14 protein-coding genes are annotated in these 12,198 nt (G+C 70.1%); 10 read left to right on the top strand and 4 right to left on the bottom strand.

Annotated elements, in window-relative coordinates; all coding sequences use genetic code 11:
- Positions 1-84 precede the first annotated feature (84 nt).
- From AB0E91_RS27390 to AB0E91_RS27380, 3 genes are all read right to left on the bottom strand, one after another.
- On the bottom strand, positions 85-801 hold the full coding sequence (locus AB0E91_RS27390) for an ABC transporter permease (protein ID WP_361787474.1): 717 nt from the start codon (positions 799-801) through the stop codon (positions 85-87).
- A gap of 83 nt (positions 802-884) precedes the next feature.
- Positions 885-1,808, bottom strand: a complete 924-nt coding sequence (locus AB0E91_RS27385; RefSeq protein WP_361787285.1) for an ABC transporter ATP-binding protein — start codon at positions 1,806-1,808, stop codon at positions 885-887.
- Between the two features lie 31 nt (positions 1,809-1,839).
- A complete protein-coding gene (locus tag AB0E91_RS27380; protein WP_361787282.1) occupies positions 1,840-2,655 on the bottom strand; it encodes an AAC(3) family N-acetyltransferase in 816 nt (271 codons plus the stop codon).
- A gap of 183 nt (positions 2,656-2,838) precedes the next feature.
- Here AB0E91_RS27380 and AB0E91_RS27375 point away from each other — a divergent pair, with 183 nt between their 5' ends.
- The 9 genes from AB0E91_RS27375 (at position 2,839) to dapD (ending at position 10,537) form a co-directional block, all read left to right on the top strand.
- On the top strand, positions 2,839-3,573 hold the full coding sequence (locus tag AB0E91_RS27375; protein ID WP_361787279.1) for an ArsR family transcriptional regulator: 735 nt from the start codon (positions 2,839-2,841) through the stop codon (positions 3,571-3,573).
- A complete protein-coding gene (gene sufB / locus AB0E91_RS27370; RefSeq protein ID WP_161182271.1) occupies positions 3,570-4,991 on the top strand; it encodes a Fe-S cluster assembly protein SufB in 1,422 nt (473 codons plus the stop codon). The genes AB0E91_RS27375 and sufB overlap by 4 nt, the downstream gene beginning before the upstream one ends.
- A gap of 55 nt (positions 4,992-5,046) precedes the next feature.
- Entirely contained in the window at positions 5,047-6,231 is a 1,185-nt protein-coding gene (sufD, locus tag AB0E91_RS27365) for a Fe-S cluster assembly protein SufD (protein WP_361787276.1), read from the top strand.
- The gene (locus AB0E91_RS27360) at positions 6,228-6,554 is read left to right on the top strand and encodes a non-heme iron oxygenase ferredoxin subunit (protein WP_161182273.1); all 327 of its coding nucleotides are present in this window, start codon (positions 6,228-6,230) and stop codon (positions 6,552-6,554) included. The genes sufD and AB0E91_RS27360 overlap by 4 nt, the downstream gene beginning before the upstream one ends.
- Positions 6,555-6,561: 7 nt before the next feature.
- Complete coding sequence (sufC, locus tag AB0E91_RS27355) at positions 6,562-7,326, top strand: Fe-S cluster assembly ATPase SufC (RefSeq protein WP_361787273.1); 765 nt, start codon at positions 6,562-6,564, stop codon at positions 7,324-7,326.
- Positions 7,323-8,579, top strand: coding sequence for a cysteine desulfurase (locus tag AB0E91_RS27350; protein WP_361787270.1), 1,257 nt, complete (start codon positions 7,323-7,325; stop codon positions 8,577-8,579). The genes sufC and AB0E91_RS27350 overlap by 4 nt, the downstream gene beginning before the upstream one ends.
- 16 nt (positions 8,580-8,595) lie before the next feature.
- Complete coding sequence (gene sufU / locus AB0E91_RS27345; protein ID WP_161182275.1) at positions 8,596-9,063, top strand: Fe-S cluster assembly sulfur transfer protein SufU; 468 nt, start codon at positions 8,596-8,598, stop codon at positions 9,061-9,063.
- A complete protein-coding gene (locus AB0E91_RS27340) occupies positions 9,060-9,392 on the top strand; it encodes a metal-sulfur cluster assembly factor (RefSeq protein ID WP_161182276.1) in 333 nt (110 codons plus the stop codon). Before sufU ends, AB0E91_RS27340 begins: the two co-directional genes overlap by 4 nt.
- Before the next feature lie 155 nt (positions 9,393-9,547).
- Positions 9,548-10,537 (top strand): 2,3,4,5-tetrahydropyridine-2,6-dicarboxylate N-succinyltransferase, encoded by a 990-nt coding sequence (gene dapD, locus AB0E91_RS27335; RefSeq protein ID WP_361787266.1) that lies wholly within the window; start codon positions 9,548-9,550, stop codon positions 10,535-10,537.
- 23 nt (positions 10,538-10,560) lie between these two features.
- On the opposite strand, the gene AB0E91_RS27330 is transcribed toward dapD, so the two are convergent.
- Positions 10,561-11,070, bottom strand: a complete 510-nt coding sequence (locus AB0E91_RS27330; RefSeq protein ID WP_361787263.1) for a hypothetical protein — start codon at positions 11,068-11,070, stop codon at positions 10,561-10,563.
- 179 nt (positions 11,071-11,249) lie between these two features.
- On the opposite strand from AB0E91_RS27330, the gene sigJ reads away from it, so the two are divergent.
- Positions 11,250-12,197, top strand: coding sequence for an RNA polymerase sigma factor SigJ (gene sigJ, locus AB0E91_RS27325; protein WP_361787260.1), 948 nt, complete (start codon positions 11,250-11,252; stop codon positions 12,195-12,197).
- Position 12,198 lies beyond the last annotated feature (1 nt).

The following is a 12,198-nucleotide window of genomic DNA, read 5'->3' as shown; positions in this document are numbered from 1 at the left end:
GTAGATGCCCGCTTGTGCACGCTTTCACTAGGGTCTGGGGTACGCCGGTTTCCCGAGGTCAGAGACGTGCGGCCGCCCCCCCACTTACTCCCAGCGGAAGAACTTCCCCGCCGCCGCGAGCCCCACGACCGCCCACACCGCGAGGATCGCCAGGTCGCCCCAGGGCATCCCGGCGCCGTGCTGGAGGACGTCGCGCAGGCCGTCGGAGAGGGCGGAGATGGGCAGCAGGCCGAGGATGTGCTGTCCGGCGGAGCCGAACTTCTCCAGCGGCACGATCACCCCGCCGCCGACGAGCAGCAGCAGGAAGACGAGGTTGGCGGCGGCGAGCGTGGCCTCCGCCTTGAGCGTGCCCGCCATCAGCAGGCCGAGCCCGGAGAAGGCGGCCGTACCGAGGACCAGCAGGAGCAGGACCGCGGCCGGGTTGCCGTGCGGGGACCAGTCGAGCGCGAAGGCGATCACCGTCAGCAGGATCAGCTGAAGCACCTCGGTGACCAGCACGGAGGCGGTCTTCGCGGTCATCAGGGCCCAGCGCGGCAGGGGTGAGGCGGCGAGCCGCTTCAGCACGCCGTAGCGGCGCTCGAAGCCGGTGGCGATGGCCTGGCCGGTGAACGCCGTCGACATGACGGCCAGCGCCAGGATGCCGGGCGCGAGGAAGTCCACGGCCTTGCCCGAGCCGGTGTCGACGATGTCGACCGAGCTGAAGAGCACGAGCAGCAGGGTCGGGATGACCACGGTCAGCAGCAGCTGTTCGCCGTTGCGCAGCAGCATCCGCGTCTCCAGCGCGGCCTGCGCGGCGATCATGCGGGGGAGCGGCGCGGCTCCGGGCTTCGGGGCGTAGGTGCCCGAGGCGGCGGTGCCCGGGGCGGTCGTGTCCGAGGGGGTGGTCACGAGCGCAGCTCCTTGCCGGTCAGCTCGAGGAATACGTCTTCCAGGGTGTGCCGCTCGACCGAGAGCCGGTCCGGCATCACGCCGTGCTGCGCGCACCACGAGGTGACCGTGGCGAGCAGCTGAGGGTCTATCTTGCCGGTCACCCGGTAGGTGCCCGAGGTCAGCTCGGCGGCCGTGCAGTCGGCGGGGAGCGCCTTGAGCAGCGCGGCGAGGTCGAGTCCGGGGCGGCCGGTGAAGCGCAGGGTGTTCTCGGCGCCGCCGCGGCACAGTTCCTCGGGGGAGCCCTGGGCGATGACCCGGCCGCCGTCGATGATCGCGACGTCGTCGGCGAGCTGCTCGGCCTCGTCCATGTGGTGGGTGGTGAGGATCACCGAGACGCCGTCGGCGCGCAGGTCGCGCACCAGGTCCCAGGTGGCCCGGCGGGCCTGCGGGTCGAGTCCGGCGGTGGGCTCGTCCAGGAACACCAGCTCGGGGCGGCCGACCACGGCCATGGCGAGCGCGAGCCGCTGCTGCTGTCCGCCGGACAGTCGCCGGTAGCTCGTCCGGCCGCAGGAGCCGAGGCCGAGACGTTCGATCAGCGCGTCCACGTCCAGCGGGTGGGCGTGCAGCTTGGCGACATGGCGCAGCATCTCGTCGGCGCGGGCGCCGGAGTAGACGCCGCCGGACTGGAGCATCACCCCGATCCGGGGTCGCAGCTCGGCGGACTGCCGCACGGGGTCGAGCCCCAGGACGCGCACCGTGCCGGAGTCCGGCTTCCGGTACCCCTCGCAGGTCTCGACGGTGGTCGTCTTGCCGGCCCCGTTGGGACCGAGCACGGCGGTCACCCCCGCCCGCGCCTCCAGGTCGAGGCCGTTCACCGCGGTCTTCTGGCCGTATTGCTTCACCAGGGCCTGTATCTGGACCACGGGCTCACTTCGCATGACCCCAGAGTCTAGGGAGCCGCGCGGACACTCAGGCGCGGGGGTCGGAGAACTCCTCCTCCCGGGGCTGGTGCACCGGGAGCCAGCGCTCGGCGTAGGCCACGGCGTCCGCGAGCGGGAAGAGCCGGGCCTCGGCGGTGCCGATCCGGCCGCGCACGACCGGGCGGTCCCGCTCGAAGTCGTGGCCCAGTTCGTCGAACCGGTCCGAGTCGATCGACACGTCCCGCACCTCCTCCCAGCCGCCGCCGGGCGCAGGCCAGCCGATGCGTGCGGACGGGGTCGGTACGCGGTATTCGGCCAGGTGGAAGCTGGTGCAGGAGCCGTACCCGACCCCGAGCAGCAGCACCCGCGCGCCCGCGCGCTCCAGCCGGGCCAGGGGGCTGTGCTCGCCGAGGCGGCAGTCGGGTGCGTGGCCCTCGGTGATCTCGGCGGCGCGCGGTCCGAGCGCGGCGAACGAGGTCTGGGGGTGGGCGCTGCGCAGGGCTCCGGGCCAGGTCCGGACGGTCTCCGGGATCACCCCCATCCCCAGGGTGGGGGTGATCCGGGGGTCGTAGACGGGCATCGTGGTCCGGATCTCGTCCCACCACTCCTCGGGCACCGGGGGATTGCGCCAGTGGGCCGGGTCGGAGAGATCGGCGGAGTGGGCCGGGACGGTCAGCGTGCCCGTCGGGCCGAGGGCGTCCAGGAGGCCCTTGACGACGGCGACGGGTCCGCCGTTCACCCAGCCGAGGGAACTCAGCGAGGAGTGGACGAGGAGGGTCTCGCCGGGTTCGACACCCAGTTCGCGTAGCTTCGCGGAGATCGTGTCGCGGGTGATCAGCGGGCCGTTCGGGGCGGGTTTCGGCATGACCGGAGTGTGTCGCGCGGGGCCCGCCGGTGCCACGGATTTTGCCTGGTGAGAGGTGGCGTCGACGACGCTCCGGAGATCGTTTCCGCAGGTCAGGTTAGGTGTGCCTAAGTGACGCAGGGCACCGTCCGCCCGGCGGGGCCCGGCTTGTCAGGCTCCAAGGAATTACGCAACAATGGCGTTGTGAAAAACGTCGGCGAGGCTCGGGAGACCCCGGTGGGTACCCCGCAGGAGGAGCTAGCGACCGGTGAGCGTTCGACGCGCAACCGGGTCGCGCGGTCCATCCTGGATCACGGCCCGTCCACCGTCGCCGAGCTGGCAGGCCGGCTGGGGCTGACCCAGGCCGCCGTCCGCCGGCATCTGGACGCGCTGGCCGCCGACGACGTCGTGGAGGCACGCGAGCAGCGGGTGTACGGCGCCCGTACGCGCGGCCGTCCCGCCAAGGTGTTCGCCCTGACCCCCTGCGGCAGGGACGCCTTCGACCAGTCCTACGACCAGCTCGCCGTCGACGCCCTGCGCTGGATCGCCGAGCGCGAGGGCGGGGACGAGGCGGTCGCCGCCTTCGCCCGCGCCCGGATCGCCGCCCAGGCGGACGGCTACCGCAAGGCTGTCGAGGGCGTCGCCCCCGAGCACCGCGCCGAAGCGCTGGCCAAGGCCTTGACCGCGGACGGGTACGCTGCTACAGCGCGCAGCGCACCGGTCGGCGAGCAGCTGTGCCAGCACCACTGCCCGGTCGCCCACGCCGCCGAACGCTTCCCCCAGCTGTGCGAGGCGGAGACGGAGTTCTTCGCCGAGCTGCTGGGAACCCACGTCCAGCGACTGGCGACCATCGCGCACGGCGACGGCGTCTGTACGACGTTCATCCCCAAGACCATCACCGACGCACCTGCAAGCACGGCCGGGAGGAACCCCGCATGACTCTCCCCACGGAGACTGCCCACCCCGAACTCGAGGGTCTGGGCAAGTACGAATACGGCTGGGCCGACTCCGACGTGGCCGGCGCCGCAGCGAAGCGTGGCCTGAACGAGGCCGTCGTCCGCGACATCTCGGACAAGAAGTCCGAGCCGGAGTGGATGACCAAGCTCCGTCTCAAGGGCCTGAAGCTGTTCGAGAAGAAGCCCATGCCCAACTGGGGCTCGGACCTCTCGGGCATCGACTTCGACAACATCAAGTACTTCGTGCGCTCCACGGAGAAGCAGGCCGAGTCCTGGGAAGACCTGCCCGAGGACATCAAGAACACCTACGACAAGCTCGGCATCCCGGAGGCGGAGAAGCAGCGCCTCGTCGCCGGTGTCGCCGCCCAGTACGAGTCCGAGGTCGTCTACCACCAGATCCGCGAGGACCTGGAGGAGCAGGGCGTCATCTTCCTGGACACCGACACCGCCCTGAAGGAGCACCCCGAGCTCTTCAAGGAGTACTTCGGCACGGTCATCCCGGTCGGCGACAACAAGTTCGCCTCGCTGAACACCGCCGTGTGGTCCGGCGGCTCCTTCATCTACGTCCCGCCGGGCGTCCACGTGGAGATCCCGCTCCAGGCCTACTTCCGTATCAACACGGAGAACATGGGCCAGTTCGAGCGGACCCTGATCATCGTCGACGAGGGTGCCTACGTGCACTACGTCGAGGGTTGTACGGCCCCGATCTACAAGTCGGACTCGCTGCACAGCGCCGTGGTCGAGATCATCGTCAAGAAGAACGCCCGCTGCCGCTACACGACCATCCAGAACTGGTCGAACAACGTCTACAACCTGGTCACCAAGCGCGCCGTGGCGTACGAGGGCGCGACCATGGAGTGGATCGACGGCAACATCGGCTCCAAGGTGACGATGAAGTACCCGGCCGTCTACCTGATGGGCGAGCACGCCAAGGGCGAGACCCTCTCCATCGCCTTCGCGGGCGAGGGCCAGCACCAGGACGCGGGCGCCAAGATGGTGCACATGGCGCCGAACACGTCGTCCAACATCGTCTCCAAGTCGGTGGCGCGCGGCGGCGGCCGTACCTCCTACCGCGGTCTCATCGAGATCGGCGAGGGCGCGGCCGGCTCCAAGTCGAACGTGCTGTGCGACGCGCTGCTGGTCGACACCATCTCCCGCTCGGACACCTACCCCTACGTGGACGTCCGCGAGGACGACGTGTCCATGGGCCACGAGGCCACCGTCTCCAAGGTCTCCGAGGACCAGCTCTTCTACCTGATGAGCCGCGGTCTCTCCGAGTTCGAGGCGATGGCGATGATCGTGCGCGGCTTCGTCGAGCCCATCGCCAAGGAGCTGCCGATGGAGTACGCCCTGGAGCTCAACCGGCTGATCGAGCTGCAGATGGAGGGCGCGGTCGGTTAAGACCGCCCCCACCCCGCAGCCGCCCGAACTCAGGAAAGAGAGCACTACGACAGCCATGGCTGAGGCTCAGAACATCCCGGTGGGCTCCACCACCGCCGGCTCGATCGCGGTCGCCGCCGAGTCGACCGTCGTCTCGCGCATGAGCGCGCCCCCCTCCTTCGACGTGGCGGACTTCCCCGTCCCGCACGGCCGTGAGGAGGAGTGGCGCTTCACCCCGCTGGAGCGTCTGCGCGGTCTGCACGACGGCACCGCCGTCGCCACCGGCGAGGGCGTGAAGGTCGCCGTCGAGGCGCCCGAGGGCGTCACCGTCGAGACCGTCGGCCGCGACGACGCCCGGCTCGGCAGGGCGGGCACCCCGGTGGACCGTGTTGCCGCCCAGGCGTACTCCGCCTTCGAGCAGGCGTCGGTCGTCACCGTCGCGAAGGACACCGTCCTCACCGAGCCGATCCGCATCGCGGTGCACGGCGAGGGCGGTACCGCCTTCGGCCACCAGGTGATCGAGCTGGGTGCCTTCGCCGAGGCCGTCGTGGTCATCGACCACACCGGTGACGCGGTGCTCGCCGCCAACGTGGACTACGTCCTCGGTGACGGCGCCAAGCTGACCGTCGTCTCCGTGCAGGACTGGGACGACAAGGCCGTGCACGTCTCCCAGCACAACGCGCTGGTCGGCCGGGACGCCTCCTTCAAGTCCGTGGTCGTCACCTTCGGCGGCGACCTGGTGCGCATCCACCCGCGCGTCGAGTACACGGGCCCCGGCGGCGAGGCCGAGCTGTTCGGCCTGTACTTCACCGACGCGGGCCAGCACCAGGAGCACCGCCTCCTGGTCACCCACAACACCCCGCACTGCAAGTCCAACGTCGTCTACAAGGGCGCGCTCCAGGGCGACAACGCGCACGCGGTGTGGATCGGTGACGTGCTCATCGAGGCCAAGGCCGAGGGCACGGACACCTACGAGATGAACCGCAACCTCGTCCTCACCGACGGCTCGCGCGTCGACTCGGTGCCGAACCTGGAGATCGAGACCGGCGAGATCGTCGGCGCCGGTCACGCCTCCGCCACCGGCCGCTTCGACGACGAGCAGCTCTTCTACCTGATGGCCCGCGGCATCCCGGAGCACGAGGCCCGCCGTCTGGTGGTCCGCGGCTTCTTCGCCGAGCTGGTCCAGCAGATCGGTGTCACCGACATCGAGGAGCGCCTGCTCGCCAAGATCGAGGAGGAGCTGGAGGCGTCGGTCGGATGACCACCAACAGCTTCGTACGCGCCTGTGGGCTGAGCGAGCTGTCGGAGGACACCCCCAAGCGGGTGGAGCTCGACGGCACGCCGGTCTCGGTCGTGAAGACCGAGGGTGAGGTGTACGCGATCTACGACATCTGCTCGCACGCGAACGTCTCCCTCTCGGAGGGCGAGGTGGAGGACGGCCAGATCGAGTGCTGGCTGCACGGCTCCTGCTTCGACCTCCGCACCGGCAAGCCGTCCGGCCCGCCCGCGACGCGCCCCGTCCCCGTTTACCCCGTAAAGATCGAAGGGGACGACGTGCTCGTCTCCCTCTCCCAGGAGTCCTGAGGCATCCATGGCAACGCTTGAAATCCGAGACCTGCACGTCACCGTCGAGGCCGACAACGCCACGAAGGAGATCCTCAAGGGCGTCGACCTCACCGTGAAGCAGGGCGAGACGCACGCCATCATGGGCCCCAACGGCTCCGGCAAGTCGACCCTCGCCTACTCGCTCGCGGGTCACCCGAAGTACACGATCACCGGCGGCACCGTCACCCTCGACGGCGAGGACGTCCTCGCGATGTCCGTCGACGAGCGCGCCCGCGCCGGCCTCTTCCTCGCCATGCAGTACCCGGTCGAGGTCCCCGGCGTCTCCGTCTCCAACTTCCTGCGCACCTCCGCCACCGCCATCCGCGGCGAGGCCCCCAAGCTGCGCACCTGGGTGAAGGAGGTCAAGGAGACCATGGAGCGCCTCCACATGGACCCCTCCTTCGCCGAGCGCAACGTCAACGAGGGCTTCTCCGGCGGTGAGAAGAAGCGCCACGAGATCCTCCAGCTCGAACTGCTCAAGCCGCACATCGCGATCCTGGACGAGACCGACTCCGGCCTCGACGTGGACGCGCTGCGCATCGTCTCCGAGGGCGTCAACCGCGTCCGCGAGACCGGCGAGACCGGCACCCTGCTGATCACGCACTACACGCGCATCCTGCGGTACATCAAGCCCGACTTCGTCCACGTCTTCGCCGGTGGCCGCATTGTCGAGTCCGGCGGTCCGGAGCTGGCCGACAAGCTGGAGAACGAGGGCTACGAGGCTTACACGAAGGGTGGCGTAACCGCGTGACTCAGCTGCCGGGCCTCCTCGACACAGAGGCGATCCGCAAGGACTTCCCCATCCTGGACCGCCAGGTCCACGACGGGAAGAAGCTCGTATACCTGGACAACGCGGCGACCTCGCAGAAGCCGCGCCAGGTGCTGGACGCCTTGAGCGAGTACTACGAGCGATACAACGCCAACGTCCACCGCGGCGTGCACGTGCTCGCCGAGGAGGCCACGGCGCTGTACGAGGGCGCGCGTGACAAGGTCGCGTCGTTCATCAACGCGCCCAGCCGCGACGAGGTGATCTTCACCAAGAACGCCTCCGAGTCCCTCAACCTCGTGGCCAACATGCTCGGCTGGGCCGACGAGCCCTACCGGGTGGACCACGAGACCGAGATCGTCATCACGGAGATGGAGCACCACTCCAACATCGTGCCGTGGCAGCTGCTCGCGCAGCGCACCGGCGCGAAGCTGAAGTGGTTCGGCCTCACCGACGACGGCCGCCTCGACCTGTCCAACATCGACGAGATCATCACCGAGAAGACGAAGATCGTCTCCTTTGTGCTGGTCTCCAACATCCTGGGCACGGTCAACCCGGTCGAGGCGATCGTGCGCCGCGCCCAGGAGGTCGGTGCGCTGGTGTGCATCGACGCCTCGCAGGCCGCGCCGCACATGCCGCTGGACGTCCAGGCGCTCGGCGCCGACTTCGTGGCCTTCACCGGCCACAAGATGTGCGCCCCGACCGGCATCGGTGTGCTCTGGGGCCGCCAGGAACTCCTGGAGGACCTGCCCCCGTTCCTCGGCGGCGGCGAGATGATCGAGACCGTCTCGATGCACTCCTCGACGTACGCCCCGGCGCCGCACAAGTTCGAGGCGGGCACCCCGCCGATCGCCCAGGCGGTCGGTCTCGGTGCCGCGATCGACTACCTCGACTCGATCGGCATGGACAAGATCCTCGCCCATGAGCACGCCCTCACCGAGTACGCGGTGAAGCGGCTCGGCGAGGTCCCGGACCTGCGGATCATTGGCCCCTCCACGGCCGAGGACCGGGGCGCGGCGATCTCCTTCACGCTGGGCGACATCCACCCGCACGACGTGGGCCAGGTCCTCGACGAGCAGGGCATCGCCGTGCGCGTCGGCCACCACTGCGCGCGGCCGGTGTGCCTGCGGTACGGAATTCCGGCGACCACGCGGGCGTCGTTCTACCTGTACTCCACGCCCGCCGAGATCGACGCACTGGTCGAGGGGCTGGAGCACGTACGGAACTTCTTCGGCTGACGGGACGAGCGATCGCATGAAGCTGGACTCCATGTACCAGGAAGTCATCCTGGACCACTACAAGAATCCGCACGGGCGTGGCCTCAGGGACGGCGACGCCGAGGTGCACCATGTGAACCCGACCTGCGGCGACGAGATCACCCTCCGGGTGAAGTACGACGGCACCCGGATCGCCGACGTGTCGTACGAGGGCCAGGGCTGTTCCATCAGCCAGGCCTCCGCCTCCGTGCTCAACGAACTGCTGGTGGGCAAGGACCTGCCCGAGGCGCAGAAGATCCAGGAGACCTTCCTGGAGCTGATGCAGTCCAAGGGCCGGATCGAGCCCGACGACGCGATGGAGGAGGTGCTGGAGGACGCGGTCGCGTTCGCCGGTGTCTCCAAGTACCCGGCCCGTGTCAAGTGCGCCCTCCTGAGCTGGATGGCGTGGAAGGACGCGACGGCCCAGGCGCTGGGTGGCGCCGAAGCCGAAAGGAAGACGGCATGACCGACACCGCTGAGATGAAGCCGGCCTCGGAAGAGGAACTCCGTGAGGCCCTGTACGACGTCGTCGACCCCGAGCTGGGCATCGACGTCGTCAACCTCGGCCTGATCTACGGCATCCACATCGACGACTCCAACGTCGCGACGCTGGACATGACCCTGACCTCCGCGGCCTGCCCGCTCACGGACGTCATCGAGGAGCAGGCCAAGTCCGCCACGGACGGCCTGGTCAACGAGCTGCGCATCAACTGGGTCTGGATGCCGCCGTGGGGCCCCGACAAGATCACCGACGAGGGCCGCGAGCAGCTGCGGGCCCTCGGGTTCAACGTCTGAGGTCCCCTCGGGGCTCTTTGTGAGTTTGTGAGCTCTGTGAGCTTCGTGAGCGAGGCGGCGGTGCCTTCGGGTGCCGCCGCCTTCGCACACCCGGCGCGTCCGCACGTCCGGCGCGCGGGTGCGTACCCGCCCCCACTGCACGTTAGGTTTTCCGTATGACCGACACCGCTTCCCGTACCACCACCGGCGCCGTCGCCGCCGGTCTCGCCACCATCGCCGCCGACGGCACCGTTCTCGACACCTGGTTCCCGGCCCCCGAGCTGGTCGCGGAGCCGGGTCCCTCCGGCACCGAGCGGCTGTCGGCCGACCGGGCCGCCGAGCTGCTCGGCGACAAGGCCGTGGCCGCGCTCGGCCCGGACGCCCGCCGGGGTGTCGACGTGGTCGCGGTGCGTACGGTCATCGGCTCGCTGGACGAGAAGCCGGTGGACGCGCACGACGCCTATCTGCGCCTGCACCTGCTCTCGCACCGCCTGGTCAAGCCGCACGGCGTGAGCCTGGACGGCATCTTCGGCCACCTCGCCAACGTCGCCTGGACCTCGCTCGGCCCGGTCGCCGTGGACGACGTCGAGACGGTGCGGCTGAACGCCCGCGCCGAGGGCCTGCACCTCCAGGTCACCTCGATCGACAAGTTCCCGCGCATGACGGACTACGTGGCCCCCAAGGGCGTGCGCATCGCCGACGCCGACCGGGTCCGCCTCGGCGCGCACCTGGCCGAGGGCACCACGGTCATGCACGAGGGCTTCGTCAACTTCAACGCGGGCACGCTCGGCACCTCCATGGTCGAGGGCCGCATCTCCGCGGGCGTCGTCGTGGGTGACGGCTCCGACATCGGCGGCGGCGCCTCCACCATGGGCACCCTCTCCGGCGGCGGCAACGTCATCATCACCATCGGCGAGCGCTGCCTGGTCGGCGCCGAGGCGGGCGTCGGCATCGCGCTGGGCGACGAGTGCGTCGTCGAGGCCGGCCTCTACGTCACCGCGGGCACCCGCGTCACCCTCCCCGACGGCCAGATCGTCAAGGCCCGCGAACTCTCCGGCGCCTCCAACATCCTCTTCCGCCGCAACTCGGTCACGGGCGCGGTGGAGGCCCGCCCGAACAACGCGGTGTGGGGCGGTCTGAACGAGGTTCTGCACAGCCACAACTGACGTACAGCGGAAGCCAGTTCTGGTCAGCGGCCCCCGGCGAGTCCGGGGGCCGCTTGCATGAGGGCGGCGAAGTCCTGTTCGCGCAGGCCGATGCGTGGGTTCACGTGGTGCAGGAGGGCCGGGGCGGGGTGGTGGGCCGCCACGTACGCGGTGTCCGCCGGGCTCTGTTCGTCGTCCACCCAGGCGAAGGGGCGACCCCCGGCGTATTCGAGGAGTGCGTCCGTCTTCCAGTGGACCCCGTCGGGGCGCTCGGCGAACAGGCGGTCGCCGAAGTCGACGTACGGCAGTTCGGGCAGCCCGACGGTCGGCGCGATCCAACGGTTCGCCTCGGCCATCCAGGTCGTCGCCCAGCACAGCTCGTAGCCGAGCGCGAGAAGTGCCGGTCCGTGGGACGGGTTGAGCCAGAGCCGCAGGGGGCGGCCGGGGCGCACGGACGCCCGGACGGTGGTGTAACCCGCCGGGCGGCGTTGGGGCTTGGCGAGGTACGGGTTGAGGGGGCCGTCGACGTCCAGGAACAGCAGGGGGCGGGGCATGGGGGCACCGTACGGGGCGGGGTGCGGGGCTCGCCCGGAATTGTTCGGGCGGCGGCGAGGCCGCTCAAGTCGGGCCAACAACAAGTGACTTGGGTCACATTCCGCAAGATCCATGTCACACATCGGCGGGTTGGATTTCTCTCGGGTTCGGCAAAGTATCCGCGACGAGAGGCCGTTCGATGTCCGACACCCCGCCCAGCTCACCGGAGGCACCCGTGCAGGACCCGGCGGACGCCGTCACGCAGGCGTTCGCCGAGCACCGGGAGCTGCTGTTCTCCCTCGTCTACAACATGCTCGCGAGCGTCGCCGACACCGAGGACGTGCTGCAGGAGACCTGGCTGTCGTGGACGGCGAGGAACCGGGCGCCGAAGGCGGAGCCGATCGACAGCCCGCGGGCCTATCTGGTGCGGATCGCCATGAACGCGGCCCTCGCCCACCGGGCCACCGTCACCCGCCGCCGGGAGACGTACGTCGGCCCCTGGCTGCCCGAACCCCTCGTCGGCCCCCTCTCGGCCGACGTCCCGGAAGCCGCCGACGCCGCCGACGCGGCCGTACGCGCCGAGTCCGTGTCGATGGCGCTGCTGGTCGTGCTGGAGACGCTCACCCCGCTGGAGCGAGGGGTGTTCGTCCTGCACGAGGTGTTCGGGTACCCCCACACCGAGATCGCCGAGATGCTCGGCCGCACCCCCGCCGCGATCCGCCAGCTCGCCCACCGCGCCCGCGAGCACGTCCACGCCCGGCGCCCCCGCTACGAGGCCGCGCCGCACGTACGGCAGCAGGTGACCGAACGGTTCCTGGCCGCCACGCTCGGCGGCGACCTGGACGCCCTCCTGGAGATCCTGGCCCCCGACGTGACGCTGTGGGGCGACGGCGGCGGCAAGGCGGCCGGAGGTCTCCAGCCGCTCCAGGGACGCGGCAAGGTCGCCCGGCTGCTCGCCGCCCTCGGCCCCGCCTCCGGCAACGGCTTCGACATCGCCTACCGCAGGGTCAACGGCGACCCCTCCGCGCTGCTCTTCGCGGGCGGCACCCCCTACGCCGTACTCGTCCTCGACCTCACCCCGGACGGCGGCCAGGTCCGCGGGATCTACGCCGTCTCCAACCCCGACAAGCTCTCCCATGTCGGCTGAA

Source organism: Streptomyces sp. NPDC026659, assembly GCF_040638245.1.
In the GTDB taxonomy this organism is placed as follows: domain Bacteria; phylum Actinomycetota; class Actinomycetes; order Streptomycetales; family Streptomycetaceae; genus Streptomyces.
This window is presented reverse-complemented; position numbering and strand designations above follow the sequence as displayed.